This window comes from Streptomyces sp. NPDC042100 (assembly GCF_055582325.1).
Genome location: NZ_JBVJDK010000006.1, coordinates 371728 through 390756, shown reverse-complemented (window position 1 = coordinate 390756; position 19029 = coordinate 371728). Strand labels below are relative to the sequence as shown.

The following is a 19029-nucleotide window of genomic DNA, read 5'->3' as shown; positions in this document are numbered from 1 at the left end:
GCGCGAGTGTGCAGGTCAGAGCCGCCCTCTCGCAGTCCCGAAGGACATATCGCCATGGCCGCCAACCCGGAAAACCCCGCTCCCGCCACCCCCCGCCGCAAGGCCGGGCGTCACCGTGGCGAGGGTCAGTGGGCCGCGGGGCACTTCACCCCGCTGAACGGCAATGAGCAGTTCAAGAAGGACGACGACGGTCTCAATGTGCGGACACGTATTGAGACGATCTACTCCAAGCGTGGATTCGACTCCATCGACCCCAACGACCTGCGCGGCCGGATGCGCTGGTGGGGCCTCTACACCCAGCGCCGCGAGGGCCTCGACGGCACCAAGACCGGTGTCCTGGAGCCGGAGGAGCTGGACGCCGAGTTCTTCATGCTCCGCGTCCGCGTCGACGGCGGCCGGCTGACCACCGAGCAGCTGCGGGTCATCGGCGAGATCTCCCAGGAGTTCGCGCGCGGCACCGCCGACCTCACCGACCGGCAGAACGTCCAGTACCACTGGATCCGCATCGAGGACGTCCCCGAGATCTGGAACCGCCTGGAGGCGGTCGGCCTGTCCACCACCGAGGCCTGCGGCGACACCCCGCGCGTCATCCTCGGCTCCCCCGTCGCCGGCATCGCCGAGAACGAGATCATCGACGGCACCCCCGCCATCGAGGAGATCTACCGCCGCATCGTCGGCAACCCCGACTTCTCCAACCTGCCCCGCAAGTTCAAGTCCGCCGTCTCCGGCTCGCCGCTGCTCGACGTGGCGCACGAGATCAACGACATCGCCTTCGTCGGCGTCGAGCACCCGGAGCACGGCCCCGGCTTCGACGTCTGGGTCGGCGGCGGCCTCTCCACCAACCCCAAGCTGGGCGTGCGGCTCGGCACCTGGGTCTCGCTGGACGAGGTCCCCGACGTCTACGAGGGCGTCATCTCGATCTTCCGCGACTACGGCTACCGCCGCCTGCGCACCCGCGCCCGCCTCAAGTTCCTCGTCGCCGACTGGGGCCCGGAGAAGTTCCGCCAGGTCCTGGAGGACGAGTACCTGAAGCGCAAGCTGACCGACGGGCCCGCCCCGCAGCAGCCGGCCGGCCGGTGGCGCGACCACGTGGGCGTGCACCGGCAGCTCGACGGACGCTTCTACGTGGGCTTCGCCCCGCGCGTCGGCCGGGTCGACGGCGCCACCCTGACCAAGATCGCCGAGATCGCCGAGGCGCACGGCTCGGGGCGGGTCCGCACCACCGCCGAGCAGAAGATGATCGTCCTGGACATCGAGGAGGCCCAGGTCGACTCGCTCGTCTCCGCCCTGGAGTCCCTGGACCTGCGGGTCAGCCCCTCGCCGTTCCGGCGCGGCACGATGGCCTGCACCGGCATCGAGTTCTGCAAGTTGGCCATCGTCGAGACCAAGGCCCGCGGCGCCTCGCTCATCGACGAACTGGAGCGCCGCATCCCGGAGTTCGACGAGCCGATCACCATCAACATCAACGGCTGCCCGAACGCCTGCGCCCGCATCCAGGTCGCCGACATCGGCCTCAAGGGCCAGCTCGTCCTGGACGACGAGGGCAACCGGGTCGAGGGCTACCAGGTACACCTCGGCGGCGCGCTCGGCCTGGAGGCGGGCTTCGGCCGCAAGGTCCGCGGCCTCAAGGTGACCTCCGCCGAACTGCCCGACTACGTCGAGCGGGTCCTCACCCGCTTCCAGGCGGAGCGCGAGCCCGGCGAGCGCTTCGCCACCTGGGCCGCGCGCGCCCCGGAGGAGGCGCTGTCGTGAGCGAGCGAGCCGCCCCCTTCCACTGCCCGTACTGCGGGGACGAGGACCTCCGACCGCACGAGCAGGGCCACGGCGCCTGGGAATGCCGGGCGTGCAGCCGAGCCTTCCAGCTGAAGTTCCTGGGGCTCCTCGCCCCGGGCGCTTCGGGCAACACCCCTGGAAGGGACGAGACATGACGATCACTCCGATCGGCACGGACACCACCGAGGCCGAGCTGAAGGCGCTGGCCGAGCGGGCGGGCGAGGAGCTGGAGGACGCCTCGGCGCTGGAGATCCTCCAGTGGGCCGCGGGCACCTTCGGCGCGCGCTTCTGCGTCACCTCCTCCATGGAGGACGCGGTCGTCGCCCACCTCGCCTCGCGCGCCCTGCCCGGCGTGCCCGTCGTCTTCCTCGACACCGGCTACCACTTCCCCGAGACCATCGGCACCCGGGACGCGGTCGACGCGGTGATGGACGTCCGCGTCATCACCCTGACCCCGCGCCAGACGGTCGAGGAGCAGGACGCCGAGTACGGCGCGAAGCTCTACGAGCGCGACCCGGACCTGTGCTGCGCGCTGCGCAAGGTGAAGCCGCTGGAGGAGGGCCTGACGGCGTACGCCGCCTGGGCCACCGGCCTGCGCCGCGACGAGTCCCCGACCCGGGCGAACACCCCGGTCGTCGGCTGGGACGAGAAGCGCCGCAAGGTCAAGGTCTCCCCCATCGCCCGCTGGACCCAGGACGACGTCGACGCGTACGTCCTGGAGCACGGCGTGCTCACCAACCCGCTGCTCATGGACGGCTATCCCTCCGTCGGCTGCGCCCCCTGCACCTTCCGGGTGGAGGAGGGCGAGGACGTCCGGTCCGGCCGCTGGGCCGGGCGCGCGAAGACCGAGTGCGGACTGCACACCTGATGACCACCCCCCAAGCCCCCCACACCGAGACCTCCCAGGAGAACCACGTGACCGGTGCCACCGTCTGGCTCACCGGCCTGCCGAGCGCCGGCAAGACGACCATCGCCTACGAGCTGGCCGGCCGGCTGCGCGCCGAGGGCCGGCCCGTCGAGGTCCTCGACGGCGACGAGATCCGCGAGTTCCTCTCCGCGGGCCTCGGCTTCAGCCGCGAGGACCGGCACACCAACGTGCAGCGCATCGGCTTCGTCGCGGAGCTGCTCGCCTCCAACGGCGTGACGGTGCTCGTCCCCGTCATCGCCCCGTACGAGGACAGCCGCGAGGCGGTCCGCAAGCGCCACACGGCCCAGGACACCCCGTACGTCGAGGTGCACGTCGCCACTCCGGTCGAGGTGTGCTCGGTGCGGGACGTGAAGGGGCTGTACGCCAAGCAGGCCGCGGGCGAGCTCAGCGGGCTCACCGGCGTCGACGACCCGTACGACGAGCCGCGGAACCCGGATCTGCGGATCGAGTCCCACACCCAGACCGTGCAGGAGTCCGCGGCGCAGCTTCACGCGCTGCTCACCGAGAGGGGTCTGCTGTGACCACTGTCGCTCATGTCCACGAGGCGACCGGCAGCCCGTTCGCGCTGTCGCACCTCGACTCCCTGGAGTCGGAGGCCGTCCACATCTTCCGCGAGGTGGCGGGCGAGTTCGAGCGGCCGGTGATCCTCTTCTCCGGCGGCAAGGACTCGATCGTCATGCTGCACCTGGCGCTGAAGGCCTTCGCCCCGGCGCCGGTCCCCTTCACGCTGCTGCACGTCGACACGGGGCACAACTTCCCCGAGGTCATCGAGTACCGCGACCGGGTGGTCGCCGAGCACGGGCTGCGGCTGCACGTGGCCTCCGTGCAGGAGTACATCGACGCGGGCAAGCTGCGCGAGCGCCCCGACGGCACCCGCAACCCGCTCCAGACCGTCCCGCTGACCGAGGCGATCCAGCAGCACCGCTTCGACGCCGTGTTCGGCGGCGGGCGGCGCGACGAGGAGAAGGCCCGCGCCAAGGAGCGGGTGTTCAGCCTGCGCGACGAGTTCTCCCAGTGGGACCCGCGCCGGCAGCGGCCCGAGCTGTGGCAGCTCTACAACGGCCGGCACGCCCCCGGCGAGCACGTCCGGGTCTTCCCGCTCTCCAACTGGACCGAGCTGGACGTCTGGCAGTACATCCAGCGGGAGAAGATCGAGCTCCCGGAGATCTACTTCGCGCACGAGCGCGAGGTGTTCCAGCGCAACGGCATGTGGCTGACGGCGGGCGAGTGGGGCGGCCCGAAGGAGTCCGAGACCGTCGTGACGCGCCTGATCCGCTACCGCACCGTCGGCGACATGTCCTGCACGGGCGCGGTGGACTCCGACGCCACCACGCTGGACGCCGTCATCACGGAGATCGCCGCCTCCCGGCTCACCGAGCGCGGGGCCACCCGCGCCGACGACAAGCTGTCCGAGGCCGCGATGGAAGACCGCAAGCGCGAGGGGTACTTCTAATGAGCACGTCCACCGAGCAGCCGGCCGCCGAGCTCGCGGCCACCACCCTGCTGCGCTTCGCCACCGCCGGGTCCGTCGACGACGGCAAGTCCACCCTGGTGGGCCGGCTGCTGCACGACTCCAAGTCGGTCCTCGCCGACCAGCTGGAGGCCGTGGAGCACGCCTCGCGCTCGCGCGGCCAGGAGGCGCCGGACCTGGCGCTGCTGACCGACGGCCTGCGGGCCGAGCGGGAGCAGGGCATCACCATCGACGTGGCCTACCGCTACTTCGCGACGCCCCGGCGCCGGTTCATCCTCGCCGACACCCCCGGGCACGTGCAGTACACCCGGAACATGGTGACGGGCGCCTCGACGGCCGAGCTGGCCGTGGTCCTCGTCGACGCCCGCAACGGCGTCGTGGAGCAGACCCGCCGGCACGCCGCCGTCGCCGCCCTGCTGCGGGTGCCGCACGTGGTCCTGGCCGTGAACAAGATGGACCTGGTCGAGTACCGGGAGTCCGTCTTCGCCTCGATCGCCGAGGAGTTCACCACGTACGCCTCCGAGCTGGGCGTCCCGGAGATCACCGCGATCCCGATCTCGGCGCTGGCCGGCGACAACGTGGTGGAGCCGTCGGCGAACATGGACTGGTACGGCGGTCCGACGGTCCTGGAGCACCTGGAGACCGTCCCGGTCAGCCATGACCTGACGGCCTGCCACGCGCGCTTCCCGGTGCAGTACGTGATCCGTCCGCAGACCGCCGAGCACCCGGACTACCGGGGCTACGCGGGCCAGATCGCCGCCGGTGCCTTCCGGGTCGGCGAGCGGGTCACCGTGCTGCCCTCGGGCCGGACCTCGACGATCGCCGGTATCGACGCGCTGGGCGAGTCCGTGGACATCGCCTGGGCGCCGCAGTCGGTGACGATCCGGCTCGCCGACGACATCGACATCTCGCGCGGCGACCTGCTCGCCCCGGTCGGCGACGCCCCGGCGACCAGCCAGGACGTCGAGGCGACGGTCTGCCACGTGGCGGACACCCCGCTGACCGTCGGGCAGCGGGTGCTGCTGAAGCACACCACCCGTACGGTCAAGGCGATCGTGAAGGAGATCCCGTCCCGGCTCACCCTGGACGACCTCTCCCAGCACCCGGAGCCCGGGCGGCTGGTCGCCAACGACATCGGCCGGGTCAAGGTCCGCACCGCCGAGCCGCTCGCGCTCGACGCGTACGCCGACTCGCGCCGTACGGGTTCGTTCCTGCTGATCGACCCCGCGGACGGCACCACGCTCGCGGCCGGCATGGCGGGCGAGTCCTTCGCTTCCGCCAAGGCGATCGCCGAACCGGTCGCGAACGACGTGAACAACGAAGAAGGATGGGACTTCTGACGATGATTCAGGACTTCTGGGCCACCTTCGCGAAGGAGGGCGGCCGGGTGGGTTCCGGTGCGCTCGGCGCGGGCCGGGGAGGTGTCGCGCGATGTGCGTGCTGACCTCCACGCGCCGCTGTCGCGGCGTCACGCTGCTCGACCCGTGCCACCCCGTACGACATAGACACAGACGAAGACTTCGCAGAAGCTGAATCGAGGGGAACACCTCCCGTGCCTGCCACCACCCGCACCACCCTGCGCCGCGGCCTGGCCGCCGCTGCCGCCCTGCCCCTGCTCGTCGGGGCGCTCGCGTCCTGCGGCTACGGCTCCGACGCCAAGAAGAACGACGAGAAGAAGGTGGCCGCCGAGGGCACGAAGCTCTCCGCCGACACCGTACGGCTCGGGTACTTCCCCAACCTGACGCACGCCACCGCGCTGGTCGGCGACCAGGAGGGCATCTTCCAGAAGGAGCTGGGCGGCACCCAGCTGAAGGTGTCGACCTTCAACGCCGGTCCCTCCGAGATCGAGGCGCTCAACGCCGACTCGATCGACATCGGCTTCATCGGCCCCTCGCCGTCCATCAACGGCTACACCAAGTCCAAGGGCACCAACCTGCGCATCGTCGGCGGCTCGGCCTCCGGCGGCGTGAAGCTGGTCGTCAACCCGGCCAAGATCAAGACCCTGGACGACCTCAAGGGCAAGAAGATAGCCACCCCGCAGCTCGGCAACACGCAGGACGTGGCCTTCCTCAACTGGATCTCCGAGAAGGGCTGGAAGGTCGACGCCCAGAGCGGCAAGGGCGACGTCTCGGTGGTCCGCACGGACAACAAGATCACCCCGGACGCCTACAAGTCCGGCTCCATCGACGGCGCCTGGGTGCCGGAGCCGACCGCGTCCAAGCTGGTGAGCGAGGGCGCGAAGGTGCTGCTCGACGAGTCCGACATCTGGCCGGACAAGAAGTTCGTCATCACCAACATCATCGTGTCGCAGAAGTTCCTGAAGGCGCACCCCGACGTGGTGGAGGCGGTGCTGCGCGGTTCGGTGAAGACCAACGAGTGGATCAACGCCAACCAGGACAAGGCGAAGGCCTCGGCCAACGCCAAGCTGAAGGAGCTGTCGGGCAAGCCGCTCGGCGACAAGGTCATCGACAGCGCCTGGCCGTCGATCCAGTTCACCGACGACCCGCTGGCGGCCACCCTGCAGGCGCAGGCCGACCACGCGGTCAAGGCCGGTCTCCTCAAGCAGCCCGACCTGAACGGCATCTACGACCTGAAGGTGCTCAACAAGGTCCTGAAGGCCGCGGGCAAGCCCGAGGTCTCCGACGCCGGTCTCGGCGCGAAGTAACCCAGCCGCAGCCCCACCCAGGAGGTGACGACCATGGCCACGACCACGACGCTCGCCAAGGCCGAGGACCGCGTCCGCGCGGCCGGTCACGCCGCGCGCATCGAGCACGTCTCGAAGTCCTTCGGCGGACCCGCCGGCGGACAGCTCGTCCTCGACGACATCTCGCTCGATGTCGCGCCGGGCGAGTTCGTCACCCTCCTGGGGGCCTCGGGCTGCGGCAAGTCCACCCTGCTCAACCTGGTCGCCGGGCTCGACCGGCCGTCCGCGGGGTCCATCGAGACCCCCGGCGGCCGGCCGGCCCTGATGTTCCAGGAGCACGCCCTCTTCCCGTGGCTGACCGCGGGCAAGAACATCGAGCTCGCGCTGAAGCTGCGCGGGCTGCCGAAGGCCGAGCGCCGCCCGGAGGCCGAGCGGCTGCTCGAACTCGTACGGCTCGGCGGTTCGTACGGCAAGCGCGTCCACGAGCTGTCCGGCGGGATGCGGCAGCGGGTGGCGCTGGCCCGGGCGCTCGCCCAGGCCAGCGACCTGCTGCTGATGGACGAGCCGTTCGCCGCGCTGGACGCGATCACCCGGGACGTGCTGCACGACGAGCTCACCCGGATCTGGCGGGAGACCCGGCTCTCGGTCCTCTTCGTCACCCACAACGTGCGCGAGGCCGTGCGGCTGGCCGAGCGCGTCGTCCTGCTGTCCTCCCGGCCGGGCCGGATCGCCCGCGAGTGGACCATCGACATCCCGCAGCCGCGCCGCATCGAGGACGCCGCCGTCGCGGAGCTGTCCGTCGAGATCACCGAAGAACTGCGTGGGGAGATCCGCCGCCATGGCCAGCACTGAGACGACACCGCCCGCCGCGCGGGTGAAGACCGACGACCTGGCGGGTCTGGAGGCGGGACTCGACGCGCTCGACAGCGTGCAGGTCCGCCGGGCCCCGGTGCGCGAGGTCCTCCTGAAGAAGGTCCTGCCGCCGGTCCTCGCCATCGCGCTGGTGCTCGTGGTGTGGCAGCTGCTGGTCACCCTGAAGGTCGCCGACGAGGGCAAGCTGCCCTCGCCCGGCGCCGTGTGGGAGAGCCTGTCCACGATGTGGCTGGAGGGCACCCTCCTCGACGTCCTGTGGACCAGCGTCTCCCGGGCCCTGCTCGGCTTCCTCCTCGCCCTCGCGATCGGTACCCCGCTGGGGCTCCTGGTGGCCCGGGTGGGCGTGGTGCGCACGGCGATCGGCCCGATCCTGTCCGGGCTCCAGTCGCTGCCCTCGGTCGCCTGGGTGGCCCCGGCGGTGCTGTGGCTGGGCCTCAACGACAGCATGATGTTCGCGGTGATCCTGCTCGGCGCCGTCCCGTCCATCGCCAACGGCCTGGTGGCCGGCGTGGACCAGGTGCCGCCGCTGTTCCTGCGGGCCGGGCGGACGCTCGGCGCGACCGGGCTCAAGGGCGCCTGGCACATCGTGATGCCGGCCGCGCTGCCCGGCTACCTGGCGGGCCTGAAGCAGGGCTGGGCGTTCTCCTGGCGCTCGCTGATGGCGGCGGAGATCATCGCCTCCTCCCCCGACCTGGGCCTCGGCCTGGGCCAGCTCCTGGAGAACGGGCGCAACAACTTCGACATGCCCGGCATCTTCCTGGCGATCTTCCTGATCCTCCTCGTCGGCGTCGCCATCGACCTGCTGATCTTCAGCCCGGTCGAGCGCGCCGTGCTGCGCCGCCGCGGCCTGCTGGTGAAGGGCTGAGCACCATGAGCGCCCCCACCCTCCTCGTCATCGCCCACGGCAGCCGCGACCCGCGGCACGCGGCGACCGTCCAGGCGCTGGTGCGCCGGGCCGGCGCGCTGCGGCCGGGGCTGCGGGTGGAGACGGCGTTCCTGGACTTCACCCTGCCCTCGGTGCCGGGGGTGCTGGACCGGCTCGCCGCCGACGGGGTGCGGGAGGTGGTGGCGCTGCCGCTGCTGCTGACCCGCGCCTTCCACGCCAAGGCCGACATCCCCGCCGTGCTGCGCGGGGCCCCGGCCGGGCTGCGGGTGCGGCAGGCGGAGGTCCTCGGCCCCTCGCCGCTGCTGCTCGCGGCGGTGGAACGGCGGCTGTACGAGGCCGGGCTCGCGCCCGGCGACAAGAGCTCGACCGGGGTCGTCCTGGCCTCGGCGGGCTCCTCCGACCCGGAGGCGATCGCGGTGATCGCAGAAACGGCGCGGGAGCTGCGGCGCACCGGTTGGTGCTCCGTGCGGCCCGCGTTCGCCTCCGCATCTCTTCCCCGCACGGACGAGGCGGTACGGGCGCTGCGCGCCGAGCCGCGTGTCCGGCGGGTGGCCGTGGCCCCGTACGTGATCGCGCCGGGCCGCCTCCCGGACCGCATCGCGGCGGGCGCGGCCGGCGCCGACGTGCTGGCGGACGTGCTGGGCCCGGCCCCGGAGCTGGCCCGGCTGCTCCTGGAGCGGTACACGGCCGCGACCGCCGGCCGGCTCGCGGCCGTCGCGGGTTAGGTCCTGTCCGGCGTCAGCCCCGCGGCGTGCGTCCGCTGAGGGCGAGGGCGCGGGTGAAGGCGTCGGCGTCCGCGGGGACGGCGACCGGCGCGGCGAAGCCCTCGTACCGCCGGAAGACCTCCGCGTACCGCTCGACGACGTCGAGCAGGAAGGCGGCGGTGTCCTCGGGGACGCTGAAGTGCCCGCCGGTGGACGCGGCCAGGTCCCAGCCGTGCAGGGCGAGTTCCTTGACGATCAGCGAGGCGATCTCGGGGGCGGCGACGAGGGTGCCGCCGAGGTCGACCTCGCCCTCCCATGCCTCGGGCCTCGCCCAGGCGGCGAGGGCCCGGTCGAGCTGGGCGGCGTACCGCTCGGGCCAGTCGGCCTCGGCGGTGAACGCGCGCTGGACGGTCTCCTCGGGCAGCGGGGTGCGCAGGGCGCGGTGTTCGAGGCCGTGCGCGGTGTAGAGGACGAGGTGGTCGGCGAGCTCGCCGACGGTCCAGTCGGCGCAGACCGACGGCTCGGCGAGCCGCTCGGGGGTGACCGCGCGGGTGACGCGGGCGGCTTCGGCGGCGCAGACGGTGAGGTGTGCGTGGATCTCGTTCATGTCCGCGACGCTACGGAGGGCCGCCCGGCCCGGTCTTGAAGTTTCGCGACAGCCGTCACCCGAAGTCGAGGCCGCCGGTGCGGGTGCGCTTGAGCTCGAAGAGGTCGGGATGGCCGGTGAGGACCCGGTAGCTGTCGAAGAGCTCGGCGGCGCGTTCGCCGCGCGGGATGGCGCGCAGCACGGGGCCGAACCAGGCGGTGCCGTCGACGTGCAGGGTGGGGGTGCCGACGTAGGCGTCGGCCTCGGGGTCCTTGCCGGCGTCGTGGCTGCGCCGGACGGCGGCGTCGTGGGAGGGGTCGTGGGCGGCGTCGGCGAGGGCGGCGGGCAGGCCGAGCTCGGCGAGGGACTCGGCGATCACGGCGTCGAAGTCCTTGTTCCTCCGCTCGTGGATGCGGGTGCCGTAGGCGGTGTAGAGGGGGCGCAGGATCTCCTCGCCGTGCTGTTCGGCCGCGGCGGCGGCGACCCGGACGGGGCCGATGGAGGCGTCGACGAGGGTGCGGTACCAGTCGGGGAGCTCGTTGCCCTCGTTGTGGAGGTAGAGGCTCATCAGGCGGAAGCGGAGGTCGATGTCGCGCTGCCGCTCGACTTCGAGGATCCAGCGCGAGGTGATCCAGGCGAAGGGGCAGGCGGGGTCGAAGTAGAAGTCCACGGTCGTCGTCATGGTGTCCACCCTAGGCGGCCGTTGGCCCGGGGGTCCGGGCCATTCGCGCGCGACGGAAGTGGGCCAGTCACGGGGTGGGGGCGGTCAGCTCGACGAGTTTGGCGACGGTGTTCCAGTTGCGGGCGGTGACGGTGAGGCCCTTGTGGAGGGCGGGGCGGGAGAGGGCCTCGCCGAGCTTCGAGGTGCCGAGTCCGCCCGGGGCGTGGAGGTAGAGGACCCGGTCGCCGAGGGCGAACCCCTCGGGCCGGTAGGCCTCGGGGTCGATGGCGGCGTAGCGCTCGGGGGTGACGGGCGCGGAGAGGTAGAGGGCGTGGAGCTGTCTGCCCTCCAGTTCGGCGGCGGGGTACGGGCAGTCGGCGGCGACGGCGGCGAGGTAGGCGTGGTCGCGGACCAGGCAGGGGACGCGGAAGCCGAAGTGCGCCTCGATCGCCGTCTCCAGGGCGGCGGCGAGCTCGTCCTCGGCGCCCTGGGTGGGCTCGCGGTCGGCGGTGAAGACGGCGTTGCCGCTCTGGAGGTAGGTGCGCACCTCGCGGTGGCCGAGCCCTTCGAGGAGGGAACGGAGCTCCGCCATGGGGACCTTGTGGTGTCCGCTGACGTTGATCCCGCGGAGCAGGGCGGCGTAGGTCGTCGGCATCGTCGGCATGGCGTCAGCCTAGGACGGCCGCCGTGCCCCGTGGGGGAGGGCGCGACGGCCGCCTGCGGCGGCTAGCGGAGGAGAAGCATCCGGTAGCTGGCGGAAACCCTGGCCGATGGGGGAGGCCTCAGGCAAGTGCTCCACGCGGCTGTGACTTATTCAACAAGGTTTCGTAATACGCGATCCGGACGAGCCGTCCGATATACGACTGCGGGCGGCGGGCGCGGCGGGTCTCCGACCGTGCCGATCCGGGCGGGACGGGCTCCGCCGCCGGTCCGGGGCGGAGCGGCCCGGGGCGCTCGGGGCGGCCCAGTTCACCGGCCGCAGAAACGATCGGCGGCGGGACCGGCCCGCCGGGGCCGGAGGGGCGGCGGGGAACGGTGGGCGCGACGGGGCTGCGGGGACTGACCTGTTCGGCGTCGCTCGTTCAGGTGGCCCCGCATGGCGCGCGGCCGGGGCGGCGAGGCTCCCTCGTGCCGTCCCCCGACGGCCGCACCCGAACCCCTCGCACCAGGAGGCGGCACCATGAGCCTGATCCAGACCGGCAGGATCCAGCTGAACTCCACCCAGCCCGTGGAGACCACCGGCGGCGACACCAGCACCTTCACCCAGGTCACGTTCCCCACCCCGTTCCCGGCCGGCTCCACGGTCGTGGTGCTGCCGCTGACGCAGACCTTCAACGGGCCGGAGACGCCCGGCATCCGCGTCCACGACGTCACCGTCACCGGCTTCAAGATCCGTTTCAACGAGCTGAACGGCGGCAGCTTCAAGAGCGACGGCAGCCACACCACCGAGACCGTCGGCTGGCTCGCCACCACCGTCTGAGCCCGCCCGGGGCGTCCGGCGCGCGGCCGGGGCCAGGGCCGTTCCGTCTCGGTCAGGCCAGCTCCGCCTCGATCAGGTCGGCCGCGCGCCGGGTGCCGCCCTCGTGGGCCATCTCCTCCGCGAGCGCGCGGGCCCGGCGGGCGACCTCCGGGTCGGCGACCAGGGCGAGCACGGCCGCGCGCAGCCGCTCGGGCGTGGCCTCCTCCATCGGCAGACGGGTGGCGACGCCGAGCGACTGGAGCATGTCGGCGTTGCCGAACTGGTCGACGGCCTGCGGCACGGCGACCATCGGGGTGGCCGTCGCCAGCCCCTCCTGGCTGCCGCCGGCGCCGGCGTGGGTGATGAAGGCGTCGGCCTCGGCGAGGATCGCCCGCTGCGGGACCCAGGAGCGCACCTCGATGTTGGCGGGGACCGGGCCGAGCTCGGCCGGGTCGACGAACTTCCCGATCTGGAGCACGACGTGCCAGTCGTCGAGCCCGCCGAAGGCCTCGACGCAGGCGCGGTAGAACGCGGGCCGCTTGGTGAAGGCGGAGCCGAGCGAGACCAGCAGCACCTTGCCCGCCCCTTCGGGCCGCTTCCACTCCCCCGCGCCGTCGCCTTCGCTCCGGCAGGCGCCGACGAAGGTGAAGACGGAGGCGTCGACCCGGTCGGCGTGCGGCTGGAGCGCGCGGGGGATGAGCACGAGTCCGCGCCGGGGGCGGCCCACGAAGGGGTCGGGGTGGGTGCGGACGCCGTGGGCGGTGAGCCAGGCGGTGAAGCGGTCGTAGTACGCCCGGCCGCGCGGCGAGGCCTTGAGCTCCGCGTAGAGCGGCCCGGCGACCTCCTCCTCGTACCCCTCCCAGGGGACCAGGTTGGGCCAGAGGGAGACGGCGGGGACGCCCCAGCCGTGGGCGAGGACGCGGGCGGGGTACGAGGTGATGTCGTGCAGCACCAGGTCGGGCCGGTCGTCGGCGAAGGCCGCCGCGAGCTGCGGGAGCGCCTGGACGGCGTCGGCCAGGAAGGGCTCGATGTTGTCGATGAGTTCGGTGCCCCAGGCGTCGGGGTCGTCGTCGGTGGGGAGGGTCGAGCGGTAGACGACGGGGGTGGCGCCGGTCGCGGCGACCTTCTCGGCGAAGGCGGCGGGGATCGCGTAGCTGACCCGGTGGCCCCGGTCGACGAGCTCGCGGATCACGTCGAGGCTGGGGTTCACGTGCCCGTGGGCGGCGATGGAGAACATGGCGAGGTGGGAGCGGGGGGTCGTGGTCATGCCCTCACCTTAGACAAGACGAAACGTCTCGTCTATTCGATTACGATGACGGGACCGGGACCGGGACCGCTAGAGCCTGTCGTCAAACTCCCTCTGGTAGCGGGCCAGCACCCGGTTCCCGTCGTCCACCAGGCGTTTCCGCAGCCCGGCGGTGTCGATCGCGCCGCTGTAGTACTCCTGGAACGCGGGGGTGGCCACCTTGTCCTTCCACTCCGGATAGCCGCGCACCGCCGGGGCGGGCGCCGGGCTCAGCTCCCGCGCGACCGCCACACCGGTGGCCCAGCCGTACGCGGGGGTGCGCAGGGACGGGTCGGCGAGGGCGGCCGTCGAGGTGGGCAGCATCCAGTCGCCGCGCGCGAGCCGGACCGTGTTGCGGGGCTGGAGGAAGAACTCCAGGAAGCGCGCGGCCTCCTCCTTGTGCGGACTGTCCGCCGCGATCGACAGGGTCTGCGGGCTGACCCCCTGGGCGAGCCCCGCCGCCCCGGCGGGCGCGGGCAGCACCGTCCAGTCGAAGCCCGGCGGCGCCTGCTGGACGATCTGCTGGCGGTACGAGAAACCCAGCGGCACCATCGCGTACCGGCCGCCGAAGAAGCCGGGCAGGGTGTCCGAGCCGCCGCTGCCGAGGGTCGCGGGGGACGCGGTGCGGTCGGTGCGGACCATGGCCCGGATGGTGCCGGGCACGACGGCGTCGCCCGCCTCGAAGCGCAGCACCGCCTTGCCGCCGGGCTCCCGGTGGAAGAGCCGTCCCCCGGCGGAGAGGCCGAGGTTGAGCGAGACCGACACCGGCTCCCGCAGCGGCCAGGCCACCGCGTACCGCCCCTCGCCCATCGAGGCCGTCAGATCCCTGGCGACCTGCCGGAACTCCGCCCAGCTCCAGGGCCGTTCGGGGGTCGGGATCCGCACCCCGGCCCGCGCGAGCAGCGTCCGGTTCGCCATGATCACGCGCGGCTCCTGGAGGAAGGGCACCCCGTACACCCCCGCCCCGAACGTGGTGGTCGCCCAGCTCCGCGCCGGGATGCCGGCGCGCAGCCGCTCGGAGAGCAGCCCGCGCAGATCGGCGAGATAGCCGCCGTGGGCGAAGTCGGCCAGGTCGTCGGAGGCGTCGTGGATCAGGTCCGGCGCCTCGCCGCCCTCGAAGGCGGTGAGGAGCTGGTCGTGGACGGAGTCCCAGCTCCCCTGCACGTACGCGACCTGGACCCGGGGGTGGGCCGCGTTCCACTCCCGCACCAGCTCCTTGTTGGCGGCGACCGACTCGCTCTGCCAGGCGAGCGACTGGAAGCGCAGCCGGACCACGCCGTCGCCCCGCTCCCCGGAGGGGGCCGAGCAGCCGGCCAGGAGCAGCGCGAGCGCCCCGAGCGCGGCGGCGAACGGACGGCCCCAGCGCATCACTTCACCGCCCCGGCGAGCACGCCCCCGGTGATCCGGCGCTGGATGGCGGCGAAGACGAGGAGCGAGGGGAGGGTGGCGAGGAGGGCCGCGGCGGCCAGCGGGCCGAGGTCGGCGACCCCCTCGGCGCCGAGGAAGTGGGTGAGGACCACGGGCAGGGTCTGCCGCTCGGGGGACTTGAGCAGGACCAGCGCGAAGAAGAACTCGTTCCACGCGGTGACGAAGGCGAACAGCCCGGTGGCGGCGATCCCGGGGCCGAGCAGCGGGGCGGTGACCGAGACCAGGATCCGCAGCCGCCCGGCGCCGTCGACGGCGGCGGCCTCCTCCAGCTCGACGGGGACGGCCCGGACGTAGCCGGTCAGCATCCACAGCGCGAAGGGCAGCGACCACACCACGTACACCGCCGTCAGCCCGGCCAGGCTGTCGATCAGGTGGAGGCGCTTGAGGACCAGGAAGAGCGGGATGATCAGCAGGACGAAGGGGAAGGCCTGGCTGACCACGACCCAGCCGGTGGCGGCGGCCGTGAGCCGGGAGCGGTGCCGGGCCAGCACATAGGCCATCGGGGTGGCGACCAGGACGGCGACAAGGGCCGCGGATCCGGCGGCCAGCAGGCTGTTCCCGGCCGCCCGCGGCAGCGGCTGCTCCGCGAAGGCCCGCCGGAAGTTGTCGAGGGTGGGCTCGCGCGGGATCCACGCCGGGTGCGGGGCGCCGAGCTCGACGGCGGGCTTGAAGGCGGTGGAGACCAGCCAGAGCAGCGGGAAGGCGAGGAAGAGCAGATACGCGCCGAGGGCGAGGTACTGGCCGAGCCGCGCGGGCCCGCTGGTACGGAAGGCGCTCACCGGTCCGGGTCCCCCTTCAGCCGTCCGACGAGGTACAGCGCGAGGAGCAGCGAGACCACCGCGACCAGCACGCAGCCCATGGCGGCGGCGTAGCCGAACTGGCCGTAGCGGAAGGCCTCCTCGTACGCGAAGAGCATCGGCAGCCGGGTCCGGCCGCCGGGTCCGCCGCCGGTCAGCACGTAGACCAGGGCGAAGGAGTTGAGGTTCCAGATGAGGTTGAGGGCGCTGATGGCGAGGGCGATGGGGCGCAGCGCCGGCCAGGTGACGGTGCGGAAGCGGCGCCAGGCCCCGGCGCCGTCGAGGGCGGCGGCCTCGTGGAGCTCGCGCGGGGTGTTCTGGAGGCCGGCCAGCAGGGCGACGGTGGTCTGCGGCATCCCGGCCCAGACGCCGACGACGAGGACGGCGGGCAGCGCGGTGGCGAGGCCGCCGAGCCAGACCCGGCCCTCGCCGAGGCCGAGGGCGCGCAGGGTCTCGTTGAGGATGCCGGCGTCCGGCTGGTAGACCAGCCGCCACATGATGCCGACCACGACCTCGGGCATCGCCCAGGGGACGATCGCGAGGGCGCGGGCCAGGCCGCGCAGCCGGAGCCGCTGGTCGAGGAGGAGGGCGAGGCCGAGGGAGAGCAGGAACTGGGGGACGGTGACGCCGACCGCCCAGACCAGGCCGATCCGGAAGGACTCCCAGAACAGGCCGTCGTGCAGCAGGTCCCGGAAGTTGAGGGCGCCGATCCAGCTCGTCGCACGGGTGCGGCCGGACTGGGCGTCGGTGAAGGCGAGGGCGACGCCGTAGAGCAGCGGGCCGACGCTGAGCAGCAGGATCGGCAGCAGCGCGGGCAGCACCAGGAACCACGGGCCGAAGCCGGGTCCCGGGCCGGGGCGGGGGCGGCCGGGGCCGGGCGCGGGGGGCTTCCGGCGGCGCGCGGGGCGCCGGTCCGCGGTCGTCACGCTCACGGTCCCCGCCCCCTTCGCACGGCCGAGCCGGTGGGCACTCCAGGGCCGTCATCGTCCAAAGGGTCCGTCGCCGCGTCAAGGCGACCTGCGCGGATGCGAGACTTTGGCGCGATAACGACGGCTGTGAGGAGAGAGCGATGGACGAGGCGCGGGCACGGGAGATCCTGGCCGCCGCCGGACTGCGGGCGGCCGACGCGGCGCTGCTGGCGCTGGGCGAGAACGCGGTCTTCGCCCTCGACGGGCTGGTGGCCAAGGTCGGCCGGGACGCCGAGCTGCTGCCGCGCGCCGAGCGGGAGCTGGCCCTGGCCGGCTGGCTGGCGGAGGCGGGCGTCCCGGCGGTGCGGGCGGCGGAGCCGGAGCCCCGGGTCGCCGAGGGGCACCCGGTCACCCTCTGGCACCGGCTGCCCGACGCGGTCCGGCCCCCGGAGCCGAGGGACCTGGCGCCGCTGCTGCGGCGGGTGCACGCGCTGCCCGAGCCGGCCGGCCTCACCCTGCCGCGCCGGGAGCTGCTCGGCGGGGTGGAGCGCTGGCTGCGGCTCGCGGGCGACGCCATCGACCCGGCGGACGCGGCGTTCCTGCGGGACCGGCGGGACTCCTTCGCACCGGCCGCCGCGGCCCTGGTCCCCCGGCTCGCGCCCGGCCCGATCCACGGCGACGCGCTCCCCCGCAATGTGCACGTCGGCCCGGACGGCCCGGTCCTGGTCGACCTGGAGACCTTCTCCTCCGACCTGCGTGAGCACGACCTGGTGGTGCTCGCGCTGTCCCGGGACCGCTACGGGCTGGACCCGGCGGCCTACGACGCCTTCACCGAGGCGTACGGCTGGGACGTGCGGGAGTGGGAGGGCTGCGCCGTGCTGCGGGGCGCGCGGGAGACCGCGAGCTGTGCCTGGGTGGCGCAGCACGCGCCGTCGAACCCGAAGGCGCTCGCCGAGTTCGAGCGGCGGGTGGCCTCGCTGCGGGACGGCGACCCCGAGGTGCGCTGGTACCCGTTCTGACCTCCTGTCATCATGATCCCGACCAACGGACCTCCTGGATCGGGGTGTTGTGATGCGGATCGAGTTGTCGGACGTCACGCTGGACGTCGAGGTGAGCGGCGAGGGACCGGTCGTGCTGCTGTTGCACGGCTTCCCCGACTCGCACCGGCTGTGGCGGCACCAGATCCCGGCGCTGAACGCGGCCGGGTTCCGGACGGTCGCGCCGACCCTGCGCGGCTTCGGCGGGTCGGACCGGCCGGACGGCGGTGTCGAGGCCTACCACGTGGCGAAGCACCTCGGCGACATGCTGGAGCTGCTCGGCCGGCTCGGTGTCGACCGCTGTCATGTGGTGGGCCACGACTGGGGTTCCGGGGTGGCGCAGGGGCTCGCGCACTTCGCCGCCGAGCGGGTGGCGAGTCTGACGGTGATGTCGGCGGGTGACATGACGGCGGTGCTCGGCCCCGACGGCTGGCAGGAGCGCCAGCGGATGTGGCACATGACGATGTTCCAGTTCGAGGGGCTCGCCGAGGAGTGGCTGTCCCGCGACGACTTCGCCAACCTCCGCGGGATGCTGAGCGGGCACGCCGACCTGGACGAGGTCGTCGAGGCGCTGCGCGCCCCGGGTGCCCTGACGGCGGCTCTGAACATCTACCGGGCCACCCTGCCGATGGAGGTCCAGCTGGGCGTGCCGGCCCCGCCGACGCCGTTCACCATGCCGGTGCTCGGCGTCTGGTCCTCCGGGGACCGCTATCTCACCGAGCGCCAGATGACCTCGGTGGCGCCGCTCGCCCCGGTGCGCTGGCGCTATGAGCGGGTCGAGGACGCCGGGCACTGGTTCCCGCTGGAGCGGCCCGAGCGGGTCAACGAGCTGCTGCTGTCCTTCCTCAAGGAGAACGGCTAGCCGGCCACCGGGGCCGGGGCGCGCAGCGGCCAGCACGGGTCGACGACCGCGTCCGCGCTGCCCTTGCGGCGCAGGAAGGACTGGAAGTCCTCGGCCCACTCCCGGTACCAGCCGATCTGGCGCTCGTGCAGCTCGGCCGGGTCGAGGGCGGCGACGGAGGCGTGCCGGCCGGCTATCGCGACGGCCACCCCGACCGCGGCCAGCGCGTCGGCGGCGGCCTGGTGGGCGGCGGTGAGCTCCACCCCGTACTCCGCGCAGACGGCTTCGAGGGTCCGCTTGCCGCGCCGGTAGCGGTCGACGGCCCGGTCGATGGTGTAGGGGTCGATGACCGGGCCTATGGGGGCGCCGTCCAGGCGCTCGCTCAGCGAGGGCAGGCCGTGCCGCCGCAGCTCGGCGGAGAGCAGGGTCAGGTCGAAGGACGCGTTGTAGGCGACGACCGGGACGCCGTCCCGCCAGTACCCCGTCAGGGTCTCGGCGATCTCGTCGGCGACCTCGCGCACCGGCCGGCCCTCGGCCGCCGCGCGCTCGCTGCTGATGCCGTGGATCGCGGAGGCCTGCTCCGGGATGCGGATGCCGGGGTCGGCGAGCCAGTCGTGCCGCCGGACCACCCGGCCGCCGTGGACGCCGACGACCGAGGCCGTGACGATCCGCGCCTCCAGCGGTTCGGTGCCGGTGGTCTCCAGGTCGAAGCCGACCAGCGGTTCCGCGTGCCAAGCCATCGGGTCCT

The 19029-nt window shown here is 73.1% G+C and carries 21 protein-coding genes; 13 read left to right on the top strand and 8 right to left on the bottom strand.

What is annotated here, in order from left to right; all coding sequences use genetic code 11:
- Positions 1-54 precede the first annotated feature (54 nt).
- From ACZ6J5_RS16450 to ACZ6J5_RS16405, 10 genes are all read left to right on the top strand, one after another.
- On the top strand, positions 55-1752 hold the full coding sequence (locus ACZ6J5_RS16450) for a nitrite/sulfite reductase (RefSeq protein ID WP_469391941.1): 1698 nt from the start codon (positions 55-57) through the stop codon (positions 1750-1752).
- The gene (locus tag ACZ6J5_RS16445) at positions 1749-1928 is read left to right on the top strand and encodes a hypothetical protein (RefSeq protein WP_469391939.1); all 180 of its coding nucleotides are present in this window, start codon (positions 1749-1751) and stop codon (positions 1926-1928) included. The genes ACZ6J5_RS16450 and ACZ6J5_RS16445 overlap by 4 nt, the downstream gene beginning before the upstream one ends.
- On the top strand, positions 1925-2641 hold the full coding sequence (locus tag ACZ6J5_RS16440; protein WP_469391937.1) for a phosphoadenylyl-sulfate reductase: 717 nt from the start codon (positions 1925-1927) through the stop codon (positions 2639-2641). The genes ACZ6J5_RS16445 and ACZ6J5_RS16440 overlap by 4 nt, the downstream gene beginning before the upstream one ends.
- Positions 2641-3222, top strand: a complete 582-nt coding sequence (cysC, locus tag ACZ6J5_RS16435; protein WP_469391936.1) for an adenylyl-sulfate kinase — start codon at positions 2641-2643, stop codon at positions 3220-3222. The genes ACZ6J5_RS16440 and cysC overlap by 1 nt, the downstream gene beginning before the upstream one ends.
- Positions 3219-4154 carry a sulfate adenylyltransferase subunit CysD gene (gene cysD, locus ACZ6J5_RS16430; RefSeq protein WP_469391934.1) on the top strand — a complete coding sequence of 312 codons (936 nt, stop codon included), beginning with the start codon at positions 3219-3221 and terminating at the stop codon, positions 4152-4154. The genes cysC and cysD overlap by 4 nt, the downstream gene beginning before the upstream one ends.
- Positions 4154-5512 carry a sulfate adenylyltransferase subunit 1 gene (locus tag ACZ6J5_RS16425; RefSeq protein ID WP_469391932.1) on the top strand — a complete coding sequence of 453 codons (1359 nt, stop codon included), beginning with the start codon at positions 4154-4156 and terminating at the stop codon, positions 5510-5512. The genes cysD and ACZ6J5_RS16425 overlap by 1 nt, the downstream gene beginning before the upstream one ends.
- Before the next feature lie 212 nt (positions 5513-5724).
- Positions 5725-6837, top strand: a complete 1113-nt coding sequence (locus tag ACZ6J5_RS16420) for an aliphatic sulfonate ABC transporter substrate-binding protein (protein ID WP_469391930.1) — start codon at positions 5725-5727, stop codon at positions 6835-6837.
- Positions 6838-6870: 33 nt separating this feature from the next.
- Positions 6871-7668: an ABC transporter ATP-binding protein gene (locus ACZ6J5_RS16415; RefSeq protein WP_469391928.1), complete on the top strand. Its 798-nt coding sequence runs from the start codon at positions 6871-6873 to the stop codon at positions 7666-7668.
- A complete protein-coding gene (locus ACZ6J5_RS16410; RefSeq protein ID WP_469391926.1) occupies positions 7655-8554 on the top strand; it encodes an ABC transporter permease in 900 nt (299 codons plus the stop codon). The genes ACZ6J5_RS16415 and ACZ6J5_RS16410 overlap by 14 nt, the downstream gene beginning before the upstream one ends.
- Before the next feature lie 5 nt (positions 8555-8559).
- A complete protein-coding gene (locus tag ACZ6J5_RS16405) occupies positions 8560-9300 on the top strand; it encodes a sirohydrochlorin chelatase (RefSeq protein WP_469391924.1) in 741 nt (246 codons plus the stop codon).
- 13 nt (positions 9301-9313) lie between these two features.
- On the opposite strand, the gene ACZ6J5_RS16400 is transcribed toward ACZ6J5_RS16405, so the two are convergent.
- The 3 genes from ACZ6J5_RS16400 to ACZ6J5_RS16390 form a co-directional block, all read right to left on the bottom strand.
- Positions 9314-9886: a TIGR03086 family metal-binding protein gene (locus ACZ6J5_RS16400; protein ID WP_469391922.1), complete on the bottom strand. Its 573-nt coding sequence runs from the start codon at positions 9884-9886 to the stop codon at positions 9314-9316.
- Between the two features lie 55 nt (positions 9887-9941).
- Positions 9942-10547, bottom strand: a complete 606-nt coding sequence (locus ACZ6J5_RS16395; protein WP_469391920.1) for a mycothiol-dependent nitroreductase Rv2466c family protein — start codon at positions 10545-10547, stop codon at positions 9942-9944.
- 67 nt (positions 10548-10614) lie between these two features.
- Positions 10615-11181, bottom strand: a complete 567-nt coding sequence (locus ACZ6J5_RS16390; RefSeq protein ID WP_469392164.1) for a DUF1697 domain-containing protein — start codon at positions 11179-11181, stop codon at positions 10615-10617.
- A 525-nt stretch (positions 11182-11706) separates the two neighbouring features.
- Between ACZ6J5_RS16390 and ACZ6J5_RS16385 the strand changes: the two genes are divergently transcribed.
- The gene (locus tag ACZ6J5_RS16385; protein WP_469391918.1) at positions 11707-12006 is read left to right on the top strand and encodes a hypothetical protein; all 300 of its coding nucleotides are present in this window, start codon (positions 11707-11709) and stop codon (positions 12004-12006) included.
- A 52-nt stretch (positions 12007-12058) separates the two neighbouring features.
- On the opposite strand, the gene mgt is transcribed toward ACZ6J5_RS16385, so the two are convergent.
- From mgt to ACZ6J5_RS16365, 4 genes are all read right to left on the bottom strand, one after another.
- A complete protein-coding gene (mgt, locus tag ACZ6J5_RS16380) occupies positions 12059-13252 on the bottom strand; it encodes a macrolide-inactivating glycosyltransferase (protein ID WP_469391916.1) in 1194 nt (397 codons plus the stop codon).
- Positions 13253-13321: 69 nt separating this feature from the next.
- Positions 13322-14638, bottom strand: coding sequence for an extracellular solute-binding protein (locus ACZ6J5_RS16375; RefSeq protein ID WP_469391914.1), 1317 nt, complete (start codon positions 14636-14638; stop codon positions 13322-13324).
- Positions 14638-15477: a carbohydrate ABC transporter permease gene (locus ACZ6J5_RS16370; RefSeq protein WP_469391912.1), complete on the bottom strand. Its 840-nt coding sequence runs from the start codon at positions 15475-15477 to the stop codon at positions 14638-14640. The genes ACZ6J5_RS16375 and ACZ6J5_RS16370 overlap by 1 nt, the downstream gene beginning before the upstream one ends.
- Positions 15474-16427 (bottom strand): carbohydrate ABC transporter permease, encoded by a 954-nt coding sequence (locus ACZ6J5_RS16365; protein ID WP_469391910.1) that lies wholly within the window; start codon positions 16425-16427, stop codon positions 15474-15476. The genes ACZ6J5_RS16370 and ACZ6J5_RS16365 overlap by 4 nt, the downstream gene beginning before the upstream one ends.
- A gap of 137 nt (positions 16428-16564) precedes the next feature.
- On the opposite strand from ACZ6J5_RS16365, the gene ACZ6J5_RS16360 reads away from it, so the two are divergent.
- Positions 16565-17422, top strand: coding sequence for a phosphotransferase enzyme family protein (locus ACZ6J5_RS16360; protein WP_469391908.1), 858 nt, complete (start codon positions 16565-16567; stop codon positions 17420-17422).
- A 52-nt stretch (positions 17423-17474) separates the two neighbouring features.
- Positions 17475-18302 (top strand): alpha/beta fold hydrolase, encoded by an 828-nt coding sequence (locus ACZ6J5_RS16355; protein WP_469391907.1) that lies wholly within the window; start codon positions 17475-17477, stop codon positions 18300-18302.
- Here the strand turns inward: ACZ6J5_RS16355 and ACZ6J5_RS16350 are convergent.
- Positions 18299-19021 (bottom strand): exonuclease domain-containing protein, encoded by a 723-nt coding sequence (locus ACZ6J5_RS16350; RefSeq protein ID WP_469391905.1) that lies wholly within the window; start codon positions 19019-19021, stop codon positions 18299-18301. The genes ACZ6J5_RS16355 and ACZ6J5_RS16350 overlap by 4 nt on opposite strands.
- Between the last annotated feature and the right edge of the window lie 8 nt (positions 19022-19029).